The 21088-nt window shown below is 69.9% G+C and carries 20 protein-coding genes; 13 read left to right on the top strand and 7 right to left on the bottom strand.

The window, feature by feature from the left end; translation table 11 throughout:
- Nucleotides 1–10 precede the first annotated feature (10 nt).
- On the bottom strand, nt 11–1012 hold the full coding sequence (locus AC2IPW_RS07140) for a 4-hydroxy-3-methylbut-2-enyl diphosphate reductase (RefSeq protein WP_371384464.1): 1002 nt from the start codon (nt 1010–1012) through the stop codon (nt 11–13).
- Nucleotides 1013–1091: 79 nt separating this feature from the next.
- On the opposite strand from AC2IPW_RS07140, the gene AC2IPW_RS07135 reads away from it, so the two are divergent.
- From AC2IPW_RS07135 to AC2IPW_RS07125, 3 genes are read left to right on the top strand one after another with little or no spacing between them, the layout of a single operon-like run.
- Entirely contained in the window at nt 1092–1847 is a 756-nt protein-coding gene (locus AC2IPW_RS07135) for a lipid droplet-associated protein (RefSeq protein ID WP_486376566.1), read from the top strand.
- Nucleotides 1844–3091: an exodeoxyribonuclease VII large subunit gene (gene xseA / locus AC2IPW_RS07130; protein WP_486376565.1), complete on the top strand. Its 1248-nt coding sequence runs from the start codon at nt 1844–1846 to the stop codon at nt 3089–3091. The genes AC2IPW_RS07135 and xseA overlap by 4 nt, the downstream gene beginning before the upstream one ends.
- 10 nt (nt 3092–3101) lie before the next feature.
- Entirely contained in the window at nt 3102–3377 is a 276-nt protein-coding gene (locus tag AC2IPW_RS07125) for an exodeoxyribonuclease VII small subunit (RefSeq protein WP_486376564.1), read from the top strand.
- Between the two features lie 13 nt (nt 3378–3390).
- On the opposite strand, the gene AC2IPW_RS07120 is transcribed toward AC2IPW_RS07125, so the two are convergent.
- On the bottom strand, nt 3391–3960 hold the full coding sequence (locus AC2IPW_RS07120; RefSeq protein WP_486376563.1) for a DUF4245 domain-containing protein: 570 nt from the start codon (nt 3958–3960) through the stop codon (nt 3391–3393).
- A 178-nt stretch (nt 3961–4138) separates the two neighbouring features.
- On the opposite strand from AC2IPW_RS07120, the gene glpX reads away from it, so the two are divergent.
- From glpX to AC2IPW_RS07105, 3 genes are all read left to right on the top strand, one after another.
- On the top strand, nt 4139–5176 hold the full coding sequence (glpX, locus tag AC2IPW_RS07115) for a class II fructose-bisphosphatase (RefSeq protein WP_003935061.1): 1038 nt from the start codon (nt 4139–4141) through the stop codon (nt 5174–5176).
- Between the two features lie 84 nt (nt 5177–5260).
- Nucleotides 5261–6670, top strand: a complete 1410-nt coding sequence (locus tag AC2IPW_RS07110) for a class II fumarate hydratase (protein ID WP_486376562.1) — start codon at nt 5261–5263, stop codon at nt 6668–6670.
- An 85-nt stretch (nt 6671–6755) separates the two neighbouring features.
- Nucleotides 6756–7730, top strand: coding sequence for a phosphotriesterase family protein (locus AC2IPW_RS07105; RefSeq protein ID WP_302069013.1), 975 nt, complete (start codon nt 6756–6758; stop codon nt 7728–7730).
- Nucleotides 7731–7783: 53 nt separating this feature from the next.
- On the opposite strand, the gene AC2IPW_RS07100 is transcribed toward AC2IPW_RS07105, so the two are convergent.
- Nucleotides 7784–9307: a class I adenylate-forming enzyme family protein gene (locus tag AC2IPW_RS07100; protein ID WP_486376561.1), complete on the bottom strand. Its 1524-nt coding sequence runs from the start codon at nt 9305–9307 to the stop codon at nt 7784–7786.
- A 166-nt stretch (nt 9308–9473) separates the two neighbouring features.
- Between AC2IPW_RS07100 and AC2IPW_RS07095 the strand changes: the two genes are divergently transcribed.
- Nucleotides 9474–10841: an MFS transporter gene (locus AC2IPW_RS07095; protein ID WP_486376978.1), complete on the top strand. Its 1368-nt coding sequence runs from the start codon at nt 9474–9476 to the stop codon at nt 10839–10841.
- Nucleotides 10842–10907: 66 nt separating this feature from the next.
- Here AC2IPW_RS07095 and AC2IPW_RS07090 read toward each other — a convergent pair whose 3' ends face one another.
- Nucleotides 10908–11384, bottom strand: a complete 477-nt coding sequence (locus AC2IPW_RS07090) for a MaoC family dehydratase (protein WP_003935066.1) — start codon at nt 11382–11384, stop codon at nt 10908–10910.
- 169 nt (nt 11385–11553) lie between these two features.
- Between AC2IPW_RS07090 and AC2IPW_RS07085 the strand changes: the two genes are divergently transcribed.
- From AC2IPW_RS07085 to AC2IPW_RS07075, 3 genes are read left to right on the top strand one after another with little or no spacing between them, the layout of a single operon-like run.
- Nucleotides 11554–12804 carry an acyl-CoA dehydrogenase family protein gene (locus AC2IPW_RS07085; RefSeq protein ID WP_486376560.1) on the top strand — a complete coding sequence of 417 codons (1251 nt, stop codon included), beginning with the start codon at nt 11554–11556 and terminating at the stop codon, nt 12802–12804.
- Nucleotides 12805–12806: 2 nt separating this feature from the next.
- Nucleotides 12807–13604: an SDR family oxidoreductase gene (locus tag AC2IPW_RS07080; protein ID WP_486376559.1), complete on the top strand. Its 798-nt coding sequence runs from the start codon at nt 12807–12809 to the stop codon at nt 13602–13604.
- A gap of 39 nt (nt 13605–13643) precedes the next feature.
- On the top strand, nt 13644–14627 hold the full coding sequence (locus tag AC2IPW_RS07075) for an NADPH:quinone oxidoreductase family protein (protein ID WP_289379915.1): 984 nt from the start codon (nt 13644–13646) through the stop codon (nt 14625–14627).
- 19 nt (nt 14628–14646) lie between these two features.
- Here the strand turns inward: AC2IPW_RS07075 and AC2IPW_RS07070 are convergent, their stop codons facing one another.
- Nucleotides 14647–15234, bottom strand: coding sequence for an LGFP repeat-containing protein (locus AC2IPW_RS07070; protein WP_486376558.1), 588 nt, complete (start codon nt 15232–15234; stop codon nt 14647–14649).
- Nucleotides 15235–15490: 256 nt separating this feature from the next.
- Here AC2IPW_RS07070 and AC2IPW_RS07065 point away from each other — a divergent pair, with 256 nt between their 5' ends.
- Genes AC2IPW_RS07065 through AC2IPW_RS07055 form a run of 3 tightly spaced genes read left to right on the top strand, consistent with a single transcriptional unit; the run spans nt 15491 to nt 17989 of the window.
- Complete coding sequence (locus AC2IPW_RS07065; protein WP_486376557.1) at nt 15491–17104, top strand: serine hydrolase; 1614 nt, start codon at nt 15491–15493, stop codon at nt 17102–17104.
- Entirely contained in the window at nt 17101–17526 is a 426-nt protein-coding gene (locus tag AC2IPW_RS07060; protein WP_289379910.1) for a limonene-1,2-epoxide hydrolase family protein, read from the top strand. Before AC2IPW_RS07065 ends, AC2IPW_RS07060 begins: the two co-directional genes overlap by 4 nt.
- A 52-nt stretch (nt 17527–17578) precedes the next feature.
- Nucleotides 17579–17989, top strand: coding sequence for a carboxymuconolactone decarboxylase family protein (locus AC2IPW_RS07055; protein ID WP_486376556.1), 411 nt, complete (start codon nt 17579–17581; stop codon nt 17987–17989).
- 127 nt (nt 17990–18116) lie between these two features.
- On the opposite strand, the gene phoH2 is transcribed toward AC2IPW_RS07055, so the two are convergent.
- Entirely contained in the window at nt 18117–19472 is a 1356-nt protein-coding gene (phoH2, locus tag AC2IPW_RS07050) for an RNA 5'-3' helicase PhoH2 (RefSeq protein WP_371384254.1), read from the bottom strand.
- 266 nt (nt 19473–19738) lie between these two features.
- Entirely contained in the window at nt 19739–21034 is a 1296-nt protein-coding gene (glyA, locus tag AC2IPW_RS07045; protein WP_450121065.1) for a serine hydroxymethyltransferase, read from the bottom strand.
- Nucleotides 21035–21088 lie beyond the last annotated feature (54 nt).

Here is a 21088-nt window from a genome sequence, read left to right as displayed (position 1 = left end):
CCGCTCCGGATCACGCGCGACGCGCGGAGCGAAGTTCGCGGGGCAGCGCGAACACCAGGGTTTCGTTGGCTGTGGTGACCGACTGCACGTCGGCGAAACCGTGCTCGGCGAGCAGATCGATCACGCCGCGCACGAGGACCTCCGGCACCGACGCGCCGGAGGTGATTCCGACGGTGCGGACTCCTTCGAGCCAGGTCGGGTCGACCTCGCGGGCGTAGTCGACGAGATGCGCAGCCCGGGCACCGGCCCCGAGAGCCACCTCCACGAGCCGGACCGAGTTCGACGAATTGCGGGACCCCACGACGATGACCAGGTCGCATTCGGGCGCCATCGCCTTGACCGCCACCTGCCGATTCTGGGTGGCGTAGCAGATGTCGTCGCTCGGGGGATCCTGCAGCAGCGGGAACTTCTCGCGCAGCCGCTGGACCGTCTCCATGGTCTCGTCGACGCTGAGGGTGGTCTGCGAGAGCCAGATGACCTTCGCCTCGTCGCGCACGGTGACCTGGTCGACCGCATCCGGACCGTCGACGAGCTGGACGTGGTCGGGGGCCTCGCCGGCGGTGCCCTCCACCTCCTCGTGGCCTTCGTGCCCGATGAGCAGGATGTCGTAGTCGTCGCGAGCGAAGCGCTTCGCCTCCTGGTGCACCTTCGTCACCAGGGGGCACGTGGCGTCGATGGTGCGCAGGTTGCGTTCGGCGGCGGAGGCGTGCACCGCGGGGGAGACACCGTGGGCCGAGAACACGAGTACCGCGCCCTCCGGTACCTCGTCGGTCTCGTCGACGAAGACCACCCCGCGCTCGGCGAGGGTCTCGACCACGTGACGGTTGTGGACGATCTCCTTGCGGACGTAGATGGGGGCACCGTGCTTCTCGAGTGCCTTCTCCACCGTTTCGACGGCTCGGTCGACACCGGCGCAGTACCCGCGCGGCTCGGCGAGCAGGACGCGCTTGCCGGCAGCCGGTGAACCGGCCGACCGAGTGATTCCGACTTCGAGGGGAACAGGCGCAGACATGTCTCCAGGGTACGGGCCGTCCGCGGGGCCGGCCCTCCTCGGCTACCAATCGGGCGGCACGTGAGGCAGTCTGTTTCACATGATCCGTCCACCGTTCATGGCGCGGGTGGCGGCCGGGCTGGCCGTCACCGCGTACGAAGAGACCCTCAAGCTGCCGTCCACGGCGGTCGCCCTGCCGATGACCACGGTCAGCCAGATCCTTCAGACGACGATGCGGATCCAGCAGACGATGACGTCGCTCGCGATCAAGGGTGACCAGTTGTTCGAGCTGCTCGGCGCTGCGCCCGCCGAGGCGCCGTCGTGGGCCACCTTCGACGAGGACGCCGAGCCGGTGGGCACTGCCGAGCCGTCGACCGCCGCGACGCCGGGACGCTTCGCTCTCTACTCGATGCCACCAGCCACCGAGGCGGCGGTCCCGGTCTCGGCCGGCCCCGAGGCGGGCACGTCGGCCGACGCCGGGACGGAGGGGTCCGGGCCCCGCGCCGGAGCGGAGTCGACCGCCGAGTCCACCGCCGCCAAGATCAGTGCCGGCACGACCGCGGCCGGCGGCGAGGGTGACACGTCCGCGAAGGCGCCCGCGAAGAAGTCCGCGAAGGCACCTGCGAAGAAGGCGGCGAAGAAGACTGCCGCCGGGAGCGCGGCCGGGGCCGAGCTTCCCGAGATCGTCGAGCTGCTCGACTACCCGTCGCTGACCCTGGCACAGCTGCGAGCGCGGATGCGCACCCTGTCGGTCGAGGACCTGCGGGCGCTGCTCGAGTACGAAAGCGCCACCCGCGCGCGCGACCCGTTCGAGACCATGCTGTCCAACCGGATCGCGAACGCAAGCACCAAGTGACCTCCGCGCCCACGGCCACCCCGTCCAACTCCGCGGAGCATCCGTGGCCGGTCCGGACCGTCTCGCAGAAGGTCGCCGGCTGGATCGACCGACTCGGCTCGGTCTGGGTGGAGGGACAGATCACCCAGCTCAACGTGCGTCCCGGCACCCGCACCGCCTTCCTCACGCTGCGGGATCCGTCGGCGGACATGTCGCTGTCGGTGACGTGCTCGCCACAGCTGGTGCAGAACTCCCCCGTGCCGCTCACCGAGGGCAGCCGGGTGGTGATGTTCGGCAAGCTGTCCTTCTGGACCGGCCGCGGCACCCTGGCCCTGCGGGTCACCGAGATCCGTGCCGTCGGAATCGGCGAACTCCTCGCTCGAATCGAGCGGCTACGCGCACTGCTTGCGGCCGAGGGGCTGTTCGACCCGCGGCTCAAACGGCCACTGCCGTTCCTGCCGCACCGGATCGGTCTGATCACCGGTCGGGCGAGCGCCGCCGAGCGGGACGTGCTCAGCGTCGCGCAGCGCCGGTGGCCGGCCGTCCGATTCGAGATTCGCAACACCGCCGTCCAGGGGCCCACCGCGGTCCCGCAGATCCTCGATGCGCTCGAGGAACTCGACACGGACCCGTCCGTCGACGTGATCGTGCTCGCGCGCGGCGGCGGCAGCGTGGAGGATCTGCTGCCGTTCTCCGACGAGGCGCTGTGCCGCGCGATCGTCCGGTGCACGACGCCGGTGGTCAGCGCCATCGGGCACGAACCCGACAGTCCACTTTCCGACTACGTCGCCGATCTGCGGGCGGCCACCCCCACGGACGCGGCGAAACGGATCGTGCCGGACGCGGTGGCCGAGCAGGACCTGGTGGACGAGCTGCGGGCGCGGGCGGCCGCGGCGCTGCGCAACTGGGTGCGCAGGGAGGAACACGTGATCGAACAGCTGCGCAGCCGACCGGTGCTCGCCGACCCGCTGCGCACCGTCGACAGGCGGAGCGAGGAGATCGAGCGGCTGCGGCAGTGCGCCCGGCGCGATGTGGGCCGTGCGATCGCCGCCGAGGCCACCCGGATCGAACATCTCGGGGCGCGGCTCGGGACGCTCGGACCCGCCGCCACCCTGGCCCGCGGCTACGCGGTGGTGCAGCGGATGGTCCCGGACGGGGACGCGGAGGTGTTGCGGTCGGTCGACGACGCACCGCCCGGCACCCAGCTGCGGGTACGGGTTGCCGACGGTGCGGTGCGCGCGGCCGTCATCGGACGAGAGAAGTGACGAGGAGCGGATGAGCGAGACGAAGGACACACCCGTGAGCGGCCCGAACGACGACGTTGCGGAGTTCGGCTACGAGCGGGCACGCGACGAGCTCGTCAACGTGGTCAAGATGCTCGAACAGGGTGGCCTGGACCTGGACGAGTCGCTGACGCTGTGGGAGCGGGGCGAGGCGCTCGCGCGTCGCTGCGAGGAGCATCTCGCCGGCGCCCGGCAGCGTGTCGAGGCCGCGCTGGCGCACAGCGACGACGAGGTGGACGACGACGAGTTGGACGACGACGAGGAGTGAGCGGCCTCGCCCGTCAGGGCTGTAGCGGCTCGGCTGCGCCCGCAGCGGCCGCGAGTTCGCGGAACTCGGCCTCGTCGCCGGAACCACCGACGAGGATCCGAACGTCGCCGTAGTCGGACACCCACAGCGGTTCGACGCCCTGCCCGCCGTAGACCACCCAGTCGCGGCCGGCGATGTCCTGCGCCCCGGTTGCGGTGCGCGGCTCCCCGGCGACGAACCGCACCAGCTCGTCCTCCCCCGCGTTCGACTGGGTGAACCGCACGTACCGGCCGGCCGGGGTGATGAACCCGACGGTGCTCGAGTCGCCGCCCTGTTCGCCGGTGATAATGCTGCGGCTGCCGGAGTTCGCCTGCCAGTCCTCCGGCACCTTCGGCTGCCGGATCGGGAAGTCCAGCTCGCGTGCGTCGTACTTCAGGCCCGCGTCGACGTCGAAGCTGGGCACAGGCCCCGCGGTGGGGCCGCCGGGGCTGAAGGAGCACTGGCTGGCGATGGCGGCGATGACGACCATGATCAGCAGCAGCGGAATCAGCGACCACGCCATGTCGCGCGTGTCGTGGAGAATGCGGGGTTTCTGGGGGGCCACGTCTCCAGTCTGACAGCCGCCGGCACCGATACCCGCACGTGGCCGGGTCCGAGCCCCGCTCACGGGGCGGTGATGAGAGAATTACCACTCGAAACCATCGGAACCCGACGGTCGCCTGTTCGACGGCCGTCCCGCGTCGGCGTCCACGTCGACCGACCGCACCAGGAGGCAGTAGCCCATGACGGCCAGCACCCCGACCCGCCGCCAGGCCCCGGACCGCAATCTCGCCCTCGAGCTGGTGCGTGTCACCGAGGCCGCGGCGATGGCTGCGGGCCGCTGGGTAGGCCGCGGCGACAAGGAAGGCGGCGACGGCGCCGCCGTCGACGCCATGCGTCACATGGTCAGCTCGGTGTCCATGCGCGGCGTCGTCGTGATCGGCGAGGGCGAGAAGGACGAGGCGCCCATGCTCTACAACGGCGAGGAGGTCGGCAACGGCGACGGGCCGCTGTGCGACGTGGCGGTCGACCCGATCGACGGCACCACCTTGATGGCGAAGGGCGCGCCCGGCTCCATCGCGGTGCTCGCCGTCGCCGAGCGCGGCGCCATGTTCGACCCGTCCGCCGTGTTCTACATGGACAAGATCGCTGTCGGCCCGGAGGCCGCGGACGTCATCGACATCACCGCACCGGTCGCCGAGAACATCAGCCGTGTCGCGAAGGCGAAGCACTCGGAGATCTCCGACATCACCGTCACGATCCTGGACCGTCCCCGGCACGCGCAGCTCATCAGCGATGTGCGCGCGACCGGCGCGCGCATCCGGCTGATCTCCGACGGTGACGTCGCCGGCGCGATCGCCGCGGCACGCCCGGGTTCGGGTGTCGACATGCTGCTGGGCATCGGCGGCACCCCGGAGGGCATCATCGCCGCGGCCGCGATGCGGTGCATGGGCGGCGCGCTGCAGGGTCGCCTGGCGCCGAAGGACGACGAGGAGCGGCAGAAGGCGATCGACGCGGGCCACGAGCCGGGCCGCGTGCTGACCACCACCGATCTGGTCAAGGGCGAGAACATCTTCTTCTGCGCGACCGGCGTCACCGACGGTGAGCTGGTGAAGGGTGTCCGCTACTACGGCGGCGGCGCGACGACGCAGTCGATCGTGATGCGCAGCAAGTCCGGCACCGTCCGGATGGTCGAGGCGTACCACCGGCTGAAGAAGCTCAGCGAATTCACCTCGATCGATTTCCACGGCGTCGCGGGGGCCGTTCCTCCCCTGCCGTGACCCGGTCCGCGGTCGTGGCGCCCTTTCGGATCTCTGCCTGTCCGAAGGGGCGCCGCTGCCGCTCGCGCCGCCTACTGTGAAGCCATGGCCGACAATTCCGAGCAGCAGTTCCGAATCGAACACGACACCATGGGCGAGGTCCGAGTCCCGGCTGACGCCCTGTGGCGCGCTCAGACCCAGCGGGCCGTGGAGAACTTCCCGATCTCCGGTCGCGGCCTCGAGCGCACCCAGATCCGCGCGATGGGTCTGCTCAAGGCGGCGTGCGCCCAGGTCAACAAGGATCTGGGTGTGCTCGACGCGGAGAAGGCCGATGCGATCGTCGCCGCCGCCACCGAGATCGCCGAGGGCCTGCACGACGACCAGTTCCCCATCGACGTGTTCCAGACCGGTTCGGGCACGAGCTCGAACATGAATGCGAACGAGGTCATCGCGAGCATCGCCGCCCAGCGCGGGGTGACGGTACATCCCAACGATCACGTCAACATGTCGCAGTCGTCGAACGACACCTTCCCGACTGCGACACATGTCGCCGCCACCGAGTCGGCGGTGAAGGATCTCGTCCCGGCCCTCGATCAGCTGCGGGCCTCGCTCGCCGCGAAGGCGGAGGAGTGGAAACTGGTCGTCAAGTCCGGGCGGACGCACCTGATGGATGCCGTGCCGGTCACACTCGGCCAGGAGTTCGGTGGCTACGCCCGGCAGATCGAGGCCGGCATCGAGCGAGTGCAGGCGACCCTGCCGCGGCTGGGTGAGCTCGCCATCGGGGGCACGGCCGTCGGGACGGGCCTGAACGCACCCGAGGGGTTCGGTCCCCGCGTCGTCGCCGAACTGGTGCGGGCGACCGGGGTGGAGGCGCTGACCCCGGCGAAGAACAGCTTCGAGGCGCAGGCCGCCCGGGACGGTCTCGTCGAGGCGTCCGGGGCGTTGCGGACCATTGCGGTCTCGCTGACGAAGATCGCCAACGACATCCGGTGGATGGGGTCCGGGCCGCTGACAGGTCTCGCCGAGATCCAGCTGCCGGATCTGCAGCCCGGCAGCTCGATCATGCCGGGAAAGGTGAACCCGGTGCTGCCCGAGGCGGTGACCCAGGTGGCGGCGCAGGTCGTGGGCAACGACGCGGCTGTGGCGTGGGGTGGTGCCGCGGGTGCGTTCGAACTCAACGTCTACATCCCGATGATGGCCCGCAATCTGCTCGAGTCGCTGCGCCTGCTGGCGAACGTCTCGCGCCTGTTCGCCGAGCGGTGCGTCGACGGGCTCGTGGCGAACACCGAACATCTGCGTACCCTCGCGGAATCGTCGCCCTCGATCGTGACGCCGCTGAACTCGGCGATCGGGTACGAGGAGGCCGCTGCGGTCGCGAAAGAGGCGCTGCGGGAGAAGAAGACCATCCGGCAGGCGGTCATCGACCGGGGCCTGATCGGTGACGGCCTGAGTGAAGAGGAGCTGGATCGGAGGCTCGACGTGCTCGCGATGACGCGGGTCCAGCCGCGGGACTGACGAGCCTCGGGGTCTTGTGATGCGCGTCTCATCGTGATCTGATACGAAACTGAATTCTCATTCAGGTCGTAGGAAGCGAGACGTCATGACCACCGTCCCCACCGTCACCGGCACCGTCGACAGCGGCAGCCTCGGCCGGACACTGATGCACGAGCACCTGTTCGTCCTCTCCCCCGAACTGCACGGCAACTGGGACATCGGCGTCGACCTGGACGCGGCGGTCGCCGAGGCGATCACTCGCGTCCGGGAGGTGCACGCGGCCGGTTTCGACACGTTCGTCGACCTCACCGTGGTCGGCACCGGCCGCAACATCGACCTCATCCGACGGGTCGCCGAGGCCACCGACATGAACATCGTCGTGGCCACCGGTCTCTACACCTACATGGACCTGCCGCACTACTTCCACTACCGCGGCCCCGACACCCTGTTCGGCGGCCCGGAACCGATGGTGGACTTCTTCGTCCGCGACATCGAAGAGGGCATCCTCGACTCCGGCGTGCGCGCGGGAATGCTCAAGTGCGCCATCGACGCCCCGGGCCTGACGGCGGGAGTCGCGCGCACGGCCCGGGCCGTGGCGGTCGCCCACCGACGCACCGGCGTGCCGATCACGGTGCACACCCACGCCCACTCCGAGTCGGGACGGGTGATGCAGCGCCTGTTCACCGAGGAGGGTGTCGACCTCTCGCGCGTGATCGTCGGCCACAGCGGCGATTCCGACGACATCGGCTACCTGACGTCGCTGATGGACGCCGGCTCGTACATCGGCATGGATCGCTGCGGCGTGGACGTCTATCTCGGCTTCGAGCAGCGGGTGAAGACCATCGCGGCGCTGGTCGAACGCGGCTACGCCGGCCGGATGCTGCTCTCGCAGGACTACGCCACCCTCAACGACTGGCTCGACCCGCAGATGCTCGCCGTGGCGACGCCGCGATGGAGCTACATGCACCTGCACAACGACGTGCTGCCCGCGCTGCGGGAGGCCGGGGTGAGCGAGGCGGACATCGATCGGATGCTGATCGACAACCCGCGCGAGATCTTCGAACGTCGCGATACGTACTGAGCCCGGCGCGCCGTCCGTGGCCGGGCACGGCACCCGGCCACGGACGGCACCGGTCACACCGCCGGCTCGGAGCGGCGAACGACGAACCGGGACAACTCGTCCCGGTCGATGGCCCGCTTGAGGATCTTCCCGGACGCCCCCTTCGGCAGGGCGTCCACGAAGCGGACGATGCGAGGCGCCTTGTAGGCGGACAACCGTTCCCGGCACCAGCGCACGATGCCCTCGGCGTCGGCGTCGGCGCCGGCGCCGTCGCGCAGCACGACCACCGCGGCGATCTCCTCGCCGTAGTGACGGTCCGGCACGCCCACCACGGCCGCCTCGACCACGTCCGGATGCTCGTAGAGCACCTCCTCGACCTCGCTGGGATACACGTTGTAGCCGCCCCGGATGACGAGGTCCTTGACCCGGTCGACGATGCGCAACCGGCCCTGCTCGTCGAACTCCCCGAGATCGCCGGTGCGGAACCAGCCCTCGTCGTCGAGCACGGCCGCGGTGTCGGCCGGTCGCTGCCAGTACCCGGCCATGACGACGGGTCCGCGGACGAACACCTCGCCCACCTCGCCGGGGCCGCACGCGGCGCCGTCCGGCCCGTAGACCTCGACCTCGATGTCCGGGGCCGCGGTGCCGCTGTACCCGATGCGTGCCGGGACGTCCCCCCACGAGAAGGTCGCCATGGCCGTGGTCTCGGTCAGGCCGTAGCCCTCCCGGATGGTGCAGCCGAAGCGGTGCTCGAAGTCGCGGGCCACTTCCCCCGGAAGCGACGCTCCCCCGGACACCGCCAGTCGGAGTCCCTCGAAATCTGCTGGCCCGTATGGCGATTCGGCATGCAGCATTGCGTTCCACATGGTCGGCACCCCGCACACCACCGTCAGCCGGTCCCGGACGACGAGGTCGAGCATCGCCGCCGGATCGAACGGGGACAGCAGGGACAGGGAGGCCCCGGCGGTGAAGGCCGACATCATCACCGAGGCCTGGCCGAAGATGTGGAACAGCGGCAGTCCGGTCCCGACTCGATCCTCGGGTCCCGATCCGGACAATCTGCACGAAATGCGACCTGCCGACAGCAGATTCGAGACGGTGAGCTGAGCCCCCTTCGGGCGGCCAGTGGTGCCCGACGTGTACAGCACCGCCGCGATGTCACCGTCGGCACGGTCGACGGGGTCGACGGGCCCCTCCTCGACCGCCGCGCCCGGCTCCAGCGACAGCCACGGCACACCGAGGCTGTTCGCGGCCTCGGTCACCGAGCCGGAGGCGGCATGCCAGGCGATCGCGAGCACGGCCCGCGAGTCCTCGAGCGCGTAGCGCAGTTCGGCTGCGGTGGACATGGTGTTCACCGGCACCACCACGGCACCGACCGCTTGAATACCGAGGTAGGCCACCACGAACTCGGGTACGGACGGGGCGAGCAGGAGTACCCGGTCGCCGGCGGCGACGCCGCGACTGCGGAGCAGCGCGCCGTAGCGCAGCGCGTCGTCGCGCAGCCGGCGATAGCTTCGCTGCCCGTCCCGCGTGCGCAGGGCGATGCGTTCCGGCGCCGCGTCCGCGTGGGCGAGGACGGGGTCGAGAACACTGGCCATGAGTGGTTTCCCTTCGTCGAGAGACATATTGGGGGGAGGCCGGCTCGTGATTGACATCACATGACCGATGCCCCAGACTAGCACCACAGCCTGAACCCGAATTCATGTTTGAGTGCTGTTTCTCGGCCCGTCCGACCGGAGGAATTGATCTGTGACATCGCCATCCGTGAGTCCGACCGGCATCACGACCGCCGGCACGTCGCACCACACGCGCGCCCATCGTAAGCTGCTCGCCGCCGGGCTCATCGGCAGCTCGATCGAGTGGTACGACTTTTTTCTGTACGGCACCGCCGCGGCGCTGGTGTTCCCGCACGTGTTCTTCCCCGACAGCTCGCCCCTGATGGGAACGCTGTTGTCCTTCAGCACCTTCTGGGCCGGGTTCGTCGCCCGGCCCATCGGCGGACTCGTGGCCGGGCACTTCGGTGACCGCTACGGCCGCAAACCCGTCGTCGTGGTCTGCCTGCTGCTCATGGGCCTGGCGACGTTCCTGATCGGCTGCCTGCCCTCCGCCGCCGCCATCGGCGTTCTCGCCCCGATCCTGCTGGTGACGCTCCGTTTCCTGCAGGGCATCGCCTGTGGCGGGCAGTGGGGTGGAATCGTCCTGCTGCTCACCGAGTCCGCCGATCCCAAACGTCGAGGTTTCGCCGGCACGTTCGGGCAGATGGGTGTGCCCTGCGGCGTCATCCTGGGCAACGTCGCATTCCTCACGGCGACGGCCGCGATGTCGAACGAGGTGTTCCTCGACTGGGGCTGGCGGATCCCGTTCCTCGCCAGTGCCGCGCTGTTCCCCGTCGTCCTCTACATCCAGACCAGGGTGGAGGACACCCCCGAATTCCGGGAACTGCAGGCCGAAGTCGCGGCCAAGCGGCCCGAACAGCAGGTCGTCCAGGCCCCGCTCGCCGAGGCGATCCGCACCCACTGGCGCAAGATCCTGCTGGGCTGCGGACTGCTCGCCGCGACGAACTCGCTGTTCTACATCAGCATCGCCGGTGTCCTGAGCTACGGCACGACCGAACTCGGCATGAACCGCAATTCGATCCTGGCCATCTCGCTGGCCAGCTCGCTGGTGGGCCTCGGGTTCATCCTGTGGTCGGGGTGGATCTCGGACCGTGTCGGACGCCGGCCGATGATCATGATCGGGGCTGCGGCACTCGTGCTGTGGGCATTCCCCTACTTCTGGCTCGTCAATACCGCGAACCTCGCTCTGTTCGCGGTGGCCGTCACGGTCGGCTCGATCTTCCAGTCCATGACCTACGGCCCGCTGGCGGCGTACCTGGGCGAGCTCTTCGAGCCGAACGTCCGGCTCTCCGGCGCGTCGCTCGCCTACCAGCTCGCCGCCGTCACCGTCAGCGGTGGCACGCCGTTCATCATGACCGCCCTGATCGCCAACACCGGCACGACGACCCTGGTCTCGGTGTTCGTGGCCCTCATGGGCACCCTCACGTTGTTCTCGGCGTGGATGCTGAAGGAGACGAACCCCGCGGCGGTGCGCCGCGACCCGAAGGCCGTCCCGGGCATCGCCCACGCACGGTAACCGAACGGGTGCTGCCGGCCTCCACGATCGCTCGTGGAGGCCGGCAGCATCTGTGCCGTACTCCGCTCAGGCGACGACGCGGGCGAGCGATTCGGCCACCGCGACCGGCTTCTCCTGCCCCTCCCGCTCGAACGTCTGCAGCGTCCGGATCTGGATGCCGCCACCGGCGGCCTCTGCCCCGAGCACCTGCATGCGCATCCGGATCCGGGAACCGACCGGCAGCGGCGAGACGAAGCGCACCTTGTCGTAGCCGTAGTTGAGCCCGTGGGCGAACCCGTCGAAGCTCATGAGCTTGTAGGACAGGCCCGGCCCCAGCGAGAGCACGAGCAGACCGTGCGCGATCGTCGTCCCCAGCGGACTCGTCGCGGCGCGTTCGGGATCGACATGGATCCACTGGTGGTCGTCGGTGACCTCGGCGAAGGCGTTGACGAGCTCCTGGGTCACGGTCACCCAGTCCGTCGGTCCGATGTCCCGTCCCACCAGGTCCTGGAGGTCGTCGAGGCCCGTGGGTCGTACGGGCAGGGTGCTGATGTCGTCGGTCATGGATGCTTCCTCTCCGCGCGGCCGGAGCGACTCGCGCCGAATCAAAACTTGAAGTTGAAACCGCGTTCAACTATACAGAGAAGGAGACGTCCGTCACCATCCTGTTCGCGACGCACCTCGACGACGGGCGATCCCCAGCCCTGCCCCTCCCCTTCCGCCAGGAGTGACCATGTCGGTCTACGAAATGTCCGAGCGCACCGTGCAGTACCGCGACACCCTCCTCGCCTTCATGGACGAGCACGTCTACCCCGCCGAGGCGGTGTACGAGGAGCAGATGCGCGCCTCCGGGGACCCGCACTTCCAGCCCCCGATCCTCGAGGAACTCAAGGCCGAGGCCCGCCGGCGCGGCCTGTGGAACCTCTTCCACCCCCACCCCGACTGGGGTCCGGGCCTGACCAACCTCGAGTACGCGCCCCTCGCCGAGATCATGGGCCGCAGCCACATCGCCTCCGAGGCGTGCAATTGCAACGCGCCCGACACGGGCAACATGGAGGTGCTCACCCTCTTCGGGACCGACGAGCACAAGGAGAAGTACCTGCGCCCGCTGCTCGACGGCACGATGGCCTCGGCGTTCGCGATGACCGAACCCGCCGTCGCCAGCTCCGACGCCACCAACATCGAGCTGTCCATGGTCCGGGACGGCGACGAGTACGTCCTCAACGGACGAAAGTGGTTCGCCTCCAACGCGATGCACAAGAACTGCAAGGTACTCATCGTCATGGGCAAGACCGACCCCACGGCGGCCCCGCACCGCCAGCAGTCGATGATGGTGGTACCCATCGACGCTCCCGGAGTGACCGTCGTGCGCAACCTTCCGGTCTTCGGTTACGCCGACCGCGAGGGCCACGCCGAGATCACCTTCGAGAACGTACGGGTGCCGAGCAAGGACGTGCTCGCCGGTGAGGGCGAGGGCTTCGCGATCAGCCAGGCCCGTCTCGGCCCCGGCCGCATCCACCACTGCATGCGCGCCATCGGCATGGCCGAGCGGGCCCTCGAACTGCTGTGCCGGCGCGCATCGAGCCGGGTCACGTTCGGTCAGCCCGTCAGCGAGCGCGCCAACGTCCAGGACTGGATCGCCGAGGCCCGGATCGAGATCGAGATGACCAGGCTGCTCACCCTCAAGGCCGCCCATCTGATGGACACCGTCGGCAACAAGCAGGCCCGGATGGAGATCGCCGCGATCAAGGTCGCCGCCCCGGCGATGGCGCTGAAGATCATCGACCGCGCCATCCAGGTGCACGGCGGCGGAGGCGTCACCGACGACTTCCCGCTCGCGATGATGTACGCGCACATGCGCACCCTGCGCCTGGCCGACGGCCCCGACGAGGTGCACAAGCGTTCCATCGCCGTCGCCGAACTGCGCAAGTACCGCCCCGCCCCCGCCGCCGCGCTCAACGGCCACAAGGTGACGGTGGGCTGACGATGACCGGACTCGATCTGACCGGCCGCACCGCGATCGTCACCGGCGCCTCCCGCGGAATCGGGCTGGCCGTCGCCCGGGACCTCGCGGCAGCCGGCGCGAACGTGGTGCTCACCTCCCGCAAGCAGGACGCGGCCGACGCCGCGGCCGCCCAGCTCACCGCGGCCGGAGTGCGCGGCACGGCACTAGGCGTCGGCGCACATGCGGTCGACGAGGACGCAGCCCGGCGGTGCGTCGACCTCACCGTCGAGCGGTTCGGTCGCCTGGACATCCTGGTCAACAACGCCGGCACCAACCCCGCGTTCGGTCCGGTGCTCGCCCAGGACCACGCACGCTTCGCCAAGACCTTCGACGTCAACCTGTGGGGTCCGGTGCTGTGGACCTCACTGGCCGTGCAGGCGTGGATGGGCGAGCACGGAGGGGCGGTGGTCAACACCGCCTCCATCGGCGGGATGGCGCCCGAGACGAACATCGGCCTGTACAACGCCTCGAAGGCGGCACTGATCCACCTCACCCGCCAGCTCGCCCTGGAACTCGCGCCGCGGGTGCGGGTCAACGCCGTCGCCCCGGGTGTCGTGCGCACCCGTCTCGCCGAAGCCCTCTGGAAGGACCACGAGGACCGGCTCGAGGCGGCACTGCCGCTCGGCAGGATCGGCGAGCCGGCCGACATCGACTCGGCGGTGGCCTTCCTCGCCTCCGACGCCGCGAGCTGGATCACCGGCGAGACCCTCGTCGTCGACGGCGGCGCGATGCTCGGCACCGCCGCCGCAGCGGAGGCCGGCGTCGCCGTCGCCCCGTGAGCGCACCCCGCACACCGAACCCGATGGAAAGGTAATCCCATGAAGGCCTGGCGAATTCACGAAGTCGGCGAGCCCAAGGAAGCGCTGCAGCTCCTCGACGTCCCCGATCCGGAGGCGGGCGCCGGACGGCTCGTGGTACGCGTCGCCGCGGCGCCGGCGAACTTCCCCGACGTGCTGCTGTGCCGGGGGCAGTACCAGATGAAGCCGGAACTGCCCTTCACCCCCGGCGTCGAACTGGCCGGGACAGTCGTCGCGGTCGGCGAGGGCGTCAGCCGCTTCGGTGTCGGCGACCGGATCGTCGGCAATCCCGAGTTCCCCTTCGGGGCATTCGCCGAACTCGCCGTGGTCCCGGAGGAAGACGCCTACCGCGCCCCGGGCTCCCTCGACGACGCCGAGGCGTCGGCGTTGTCGATCGGCTACCAGACGTCGTGGTTCGCCCTGCACCGGCGCACACAGCTGCGGGCCGGGGAGACCCTGCTCGTGCACGCTGCGGCCGGCGGCGTCGGCAGCGCCGCAGTACAGCTCGGCAAGGCCGCCGGCGCCACCGTGATCGGTGTCGTGGGCGGCGCCGAGAAGGCGGACTACTGCCGGGCTCTCGGCGCCGACATCGTCGTCGACCGGCACCGCGAAGACTTCGTCGAGGTCGTCAAGGACGTCACCGCAGGTCGCGGTGCGGACGTGATCTACGACCCCGTCGGCGGCGACTCCTACACCCGCTCCACCAAGTGCATCGCGTTCGAGGGCCGCATCCTGGTGATCGGGTTCGCCGGAGGCACCATCCCGCAACCGGCGCTGAACCACGCACTCATCAAGAACTACTCGATCATCGGCCTGCACTGGGGCCTGTACCGGCAGTACAACCGGGCCGCGATCGAGGCCTGCCACGAGGAACTGTGCCGCCTCGCCGACGACGGCGCCATCCGGCCGCTGATCAGCGAACGGCTCGCCCTCGACGACGTCGCCGACGGTGTGGCCCGTCTCGGGGACGGGCACACCGTGGGCCGGCTCGTCTTCCAGCCGTGACGGGCCGCGTCCGGACGGGCTACTTCGGGATCACCTGCGTCGCGCCGTCGACGTAGGTGATGGTGCCCATCTCGAACTCGCTCTCGAGCCCGTTCGGGATGGGCCGCTCGTCGCTGATCGGGAATCCGAGTTCGCCACCCGCACCGCCCTGGGCCTCCCAGGCGGTGCGGATCTCGCCCCACACCACGTGCGCGTCGGTGTCGGGGCTCCAGGCGATGATGCCGCCTTCGAACTCCGCGACGTAGCCGTCGCCGACGTCCTCCTGATCCGCGGTCGGTGCCCCCAGCGGACTGTCGGCACCGCCGATCTCGTTGTACTTCGCCAGAATCGGCCCGCTGATGGTGTACTCGCCGCCGCCCGCACCCGGCAGCGTCGTCGTCTCCTCGACGGAGGCGCCAGGTTCCGTGTTCTCGGTCCCGGTCGTGCCCTCGACCGCAGACTCCGCGGCGGACGTCGCGCGCTCGACTGCCGACTCCGCAGCACTGGTGACACTGGCGACGGCGTCCTCGGCGCCGGTGCCGTCGTCGCTGCTGCAGCCGGCCAGGACCAGTCCCGCGGCCGCGGCGGCCGCGGCCACGGTGGCGGTGCGACGGGCTCTTCTGTTCATGACGTCCTCCTCGGAAATCGGGCACCGGTGTCTCGACGCTAGCGAGTGACCCCGGGCCCCGGGCGGTTTCCGTCCGGGACCTGCCCACGGCCCCGTGCCGCACCGTTGCGTCCACGCTGGTCGTCGCGGTGGCTCCGGCCCCGGGCTCGGACGTCACGGTTGCACAACGATCGTCGTCGCGGGACCCGCGGCTTCGAGAGTCTTCCGCACGCTGAGCCGGGGGGCTTACCATGCGACGGACGAGAAAGGCCGTGACATGCGCGCACCCCGTCGTCGCCGGATCGGCGCCGCCCTTGCTCTCGTGGCGACCCTGTCGGCCGCCTGCGTCTCGGTCGACACCGCCGATTCCCCGCCGTCCTCGCCGCCGCCCTCGCCGGGCGCCCAGTCCCTCTCTCCCCCGCAGGTCGCCGGCATCGACATCCCGGACGGACAGGTCGACGACGCCGTCGCCCGCCTCGACGAACTCGCCCGGGAGCTGATGGACCGGACCGGCATCCCCGGGATGGCCGTGGCGGTCGTGCACCGCGGTGAGATCGTGTACGCGGAGGGGTTCGGTGTGCGCGAGGCCGGCCGCGACGGCGCGGTGGACGCCGACACCGTCTTCCAGCTGGCGTCGATGTCCAAGCCGCTCGGCGCCACCGTCGTCGCCCACCAGGTCGGCGAAGGCGTGATCGGCTGGGACACTCCGGTGGTCGAACGTCTGCCGGGATTCGCGCTCGCGGACCCGTATGTGACGAGCCGGGTGACCGTCGGCGATCTCTACGCCCATCGTTCCGGACTTCCCGACCACGCCGGCGACGAGCTAGAGGACCTCGGTTTCGACCGCGAGCAGGTGTTCGACCGGTTCCGCCTACTGCCCCTCGGGCCGTTCCGTGATTCGTACGAGTACACCAACTTCGGGCTCACGGCCGCGGCGCAGGCGGTCGCCGACGCGTCCGGCGCCGAGTGGGCGGAACTGTCGCAGCGGGTGCTGTACGAGCCTCTCGGAATGACCTCCACCAGTTCACGATTCGAGGACTTCCAGAACCGGCCCAACCGGGCCGTCGGCCATCAGCTCGTCGACGGCGCGTACGTCGCGCGCGCGGTTCGCGATCCCGACGCGCAGTCCCCGGCCGGCGGAGTGAGCGCCTCGGTCACCGATGTCGCGCGGTGGCTGACGATGCTGCTCGGCGACGGCGACTACCAGGGCCGGCGCATCGTCGACGCGGACGCCCTGCTCCCGGCGGTGTCCCCGCAGGCCGTGTCGAGCCCACCGGGTACCGTCGACAGCCGGGCGGGGTTCTACGGGTACGGGTTCAACGTGGGCACGAGTCCCGCCGGGCGCGTGACGCTGAGTCACTCCGGGGCGTTCGCGCTGGGCGCCGCGACCGCGTTCACCGCGATCCCGTCGGCGGACGTCGCGATCGTCGCGCTCACCAACGCCGCCCCGATCGGCGTGCCGGAAACCCTCGCCGCCGAGTTCACCGATCTCGTGCAGTTCGGGGAGATCCGGGAGGACTGGATCGACCTGTACGAGCAGCGCTTCGCCACGTTCGACGACCCGAAGGGCTCGCTCGTCGGGCGCACCGCCCCGACGAACCCCACCCCGGCCCGTCCGCTCGGGCAGTACACCGGCGACTACACCAGCGAGTACTACGGTCCCGCACGGATCGACGAACGCGAGGGCACCCTGGTGCTCACCATCGGTCCCGCCCGACAGACCTACCGGCTCGACCACTGGGACGGCGACGTGTTCACCTTCCCGGTCGAAGGCGGGGAGAACGCCCCGGACGGGACGATCTCCACCGCCACCTTCACCCCGGACAGCGTCACGTTCGAGTACTGGAACGATGACGGTCTGGGAACCTTCACCCGAACAGGAGCATCATGACCGAATCCGAGATCACCGCGGACGCGAAGTCCGTCGCCGTCGTCCGCGAGTTCCTCGACGCGATGGTGGCCGAGGACGTGGAACGAGCCACCGCCCTCCTCGACCCGGACATCGCCTGGCACAACACGTCGCTGCCGACCGTGCGGGGCGTGCCCCGGGTGCGGCGCATCCTCGAGGGCCTGCGCCGGCCGTCGCTGGGCTTCGACGTCGTCGTCCACCACATCGCCGCGACCGGAGACGTGGTGCTCACCGAGCGCACCGACGTCCTGCGCTTCGGCCCGGTGTCCGTCCGCTTCTGGGTGTGCGGCACCTTCGAGCTGCGCGACGGGAAGATCACGGTGTGGGACGACCACTACAACGTCGGCACACTCGTCGGCGCCGCGGGTGCGGGCGTGCTCCGAGCGGTGCTGCGCCGGTCGTAGAATCTCCCCGGCCGCCGAACCGTTCGACGGCGACGACGCAGGGAGCACGACGATGACCGACGCCGACCGGACGCCCGCGTTCGAGGCCGGAGTTCGGGTCCGCAGCGAGGTGATGGGCGCCGACTTCGTCGAGCGAGCCTTCGACCGCGCCCGCGGCACCGACGCCGAGGAGATGCAGGAGTTCGTCACCGAGCACGTGTGGGGCTCGGTGTGGACCCGGCCGGGACTCGACCGTCGCAGCCGCAGCCTGCTCAACCTCGGCATGCTGATCGCGCTGCGCGCGGAGAACGAACTGCGCGGGCACGTGCGCGGCGCCCTGCGGAACGGATTGAGCCGCACCGAGATCGTCGAGGCGGTCGTCCACGCGGGCGCCTACTGCGGCGCCCCAGCCGGCCTGGCCGCGATGCGCGTCGTCCAGGAAGTCCTCGAGGCCGAGCTCGGTCCGCGCTCCGAGCAGGACTGACCCCGCCCGCCGCGGTGGCGGTACGAATGGCGCTGGGGTGGTGGTGACGACCGAATGTCACATCGCGTCGATGTCATCGACGCGATGTGACATTCGGCCCACGACATTCGGCCCACGACATTCGGCCTCAGGCGCCGGGGGCGAACTCCTCGAGCATCTCCGTCACCAGCGCCGCGATCGGCGAACGCTCACTGCGGGTCAAGGTGACATGCGCGAAAAGCGGATGTCCCTTGAGCTTCTCGATCACGGCCGCGACGCCGTCGTAACGGCCCACCCGCAGGTTGTCGCGCTGGGCGACGTCGTGGGTGAGCACCACCCGTGAGCCGGCGCCGAGGCGGGAGAGCACGGTGAGCAGCACGTTGCGCTCGAGGGACTGCGCCTCGTCGACGATCACGAACGAGTCGTGCAGCGACCTGCCCCGGATATGGGTCAGCGGAAGCACTTCCAGCATGCCCCGGCTGATGACCTCGTCCATGACCTCCGGGCTGGCGAGACCGTCGAGGGTGTCGAACACGGCCTGCGCCCACGGCCCCATCTTCTCGCTCTCGCTACCGGGAAGATAGCCCAGTTCCTGCCCTCCGACGGCGTACAGCGGACGGAACACCACGACCTTGCGCTGGGTGCGACGCTCCAGCACGGCCTCGAGGCCCGCGGTCAGTGCCAGTGCCGACTTGCCCGTGCCCGCCTTGCCGCCGAGCGAGACGATGCCGACGGACTCGTCGAGCAGCAGGTCCAGCGCCACTCGTTGTTCCGCGGAACGCCCGTGCAACCCGAACGCCTCCCGGTCTCCGCGCACCAGCTGCACCCGCTTGTCCGGCGTGACCCGGCCCAGGGCGCTGGACGAGCCGCCCAGCAGACGGATCCCGGTGTGGCACGGCAGATCCCTCGCGGTGTCGAGGTCGACGATGCCTTCGGCGAACAGGTCGTCGATCAGCGTCCGGTCCACCTCGAGTTCGGTCATGCCGGTCCAGCCCGACGTCACCACGTCCTGGGCGTGGTACTCGTCGGCGCTCAGCCCGACGGCGCCGGCCTTGACCCGGAGCGGGATGTCCTTGCTGACCAGCACCACGTCGTGCCCGTCGCCGGCGAGGTTCAGCGCGCACGCCAGGATCCGGGAATCGTTGGTGTCCGTGCGGAATCCGGCCGGCAGCACCTGCGGGTCGGTGTGGTTGAGCTCGACGTGCAGGGTACCTCCCGCGTCCCCGATGGGGATGGGCTGATCGAGCCGCCCGTACTGCAGGCGCAGGTCGTCGAGCAGCCGCAGCGATTCCCTCGCGAACCAACCCAGTTCATGGTGGTGCCGCTTGCCTTCGAGTTCGCCGATCACGACGAGGGGTAGCACCACTTCGTGCTCGGCGAAGCGGGTCACCGCCCACGGATCGGAGAGCAACACGGAGGTGTCCAGCACGTAGGTGCGTACATCGGGTTTCTTCGCCGGGGTCCTACCGGAGCGGCGGGCGGGGACGGAGCGTGTTGCAGTCACGTGAGGCTCCTAGGCCTGTGTAGCACCACACAGACTTCGTTCGATGGGCCGGTCGAACCTGGTGTCCACGAAGGACACGAGGGCCGGGTGCCGGCCCCTCGCTCTGTCTGACACAGTCACGATCAGGACCTCCCGCGTAGCCGGCAACTGCGCCGTCTACACCCTCGACGCTAACGCCGACACGCCCCGTTCGCTCGACGAGCGAAGAGGCGTGTCGGTGAAGATTGGGTAAACGTGGCAATTCCGGCACGGGCCGGGGGCCGCCCCTAGATCAGTTTCCAGTCCTCGAGACCCTGGTACAGCGGAGCGGCGGCGGCGAGCGCGCTCACCCGGCCGCGCAGCGTCGCGGCGTCGGACGCGCCCGTCAGTGCGGCCGCGATGATGTCGGCGACCTCGGTGAACTGCTCGTCGCCGAAGCCGCGGGTGGCCAGCGCCGGGGTGCCGATACGCAGGCCGGAGGTGACCATCGGGGGACGCGGGTCGAACGGCACCGCGTTGCGGTTGACGGTGATGCCGATCTCGTGCAGCAGGTCCTCGCCCTGCTGGCCGTCGAGCTGCGAATTGCGCAGGTCGACGAGGACGAGGTGCACATCGGTGCCGCCGGTCAACACGGTGATGCCCTTGTCGGTGACGTCGGACTGCATCAGTCGCTCGGCGAGGATCTTCGCGCCGGAGACGGTACGGCGCTGCCGGTCCTTGAACTCCTCGCTCGCGGCGATCTTCAGCGCGGCGGCCTTCGCGGCGATGACGTGCATGAGCGGGCCGCCCTGCTGGCCCGGGAACACCGCGGAGTTGATCTTCTTCGCCCACTCCTGCTTTGCGAGGATCAGACCCGAGCGCGGGCCACCGAGGGTCTTGTGGACGGTGGTGGACACGACGTCCGCGTACGGCACCGGCGACGGGTGCAGGCCCGCAGCGACGAGGCCGGCGAAGTGCGCCATGTCGACCCACAGATAGGCACCGACCTCGTCGGCGATGGAGCGGAACGCGGCGAAGTCCTCGTGCCGCGGGTACGCGGACCATCCGGCGACGATGACCTTCGGCTTCTCGGTCAGCGCGATCGAGCGGACCTCGTCCATGTCGACGCGGTGGTCCTCCTTGCTGACCCCATAGGAGGCGACGTCGTACAGCTTGCCGGAGAAGTTCAGCTTCATGCCGTGGGTCAGGTGCCCGCCGTGGGCGAGGTCGAGCCCCAGCAGCTTCTCGCCCGGGTTCATCAGCGCCATCAGCACGGCCGCATTGGCCTGCGCCCCGGAGTGGGGCTGGACGTTCGCGAACTCGGCGCCGAACAGCTCCTTGGCGCGGGTGCGGGCGAGGTCCTCGACGATGTCGACGTTCTCGCAGCCGCCGTAGTAGCGGCGTCCCGGGTATCCCTCGGCGTACTTGTTGGTGAGCACGCTGCCCTGCGCCTGGAGCACCGCGCGCGGCACGAAGTTCTCCGACGCGATCATCTCGAGCGTGTCACGCTGGCGCGACAGCTCGCCGGCCATGGCCTGCGCCAGCTCGGGGTCCAGATCTGCGAGCGAGGCGGTGTTGACGTCGGTGCCGGGCACAACGGTCATCGAGGTTTCTCCAAGCTGGGGACGGCGGGAATTCACCTACCAGTCTACGAACCC

Source organism: Rhodococcus sp. NS-SX18 (genome assembly GCF_057367935.1).
The sequence above is the reverse complement of the archived record's forward strand: the minus strand, read 5'-3'. Positions and strand labels throughout refer to the sequence as shown.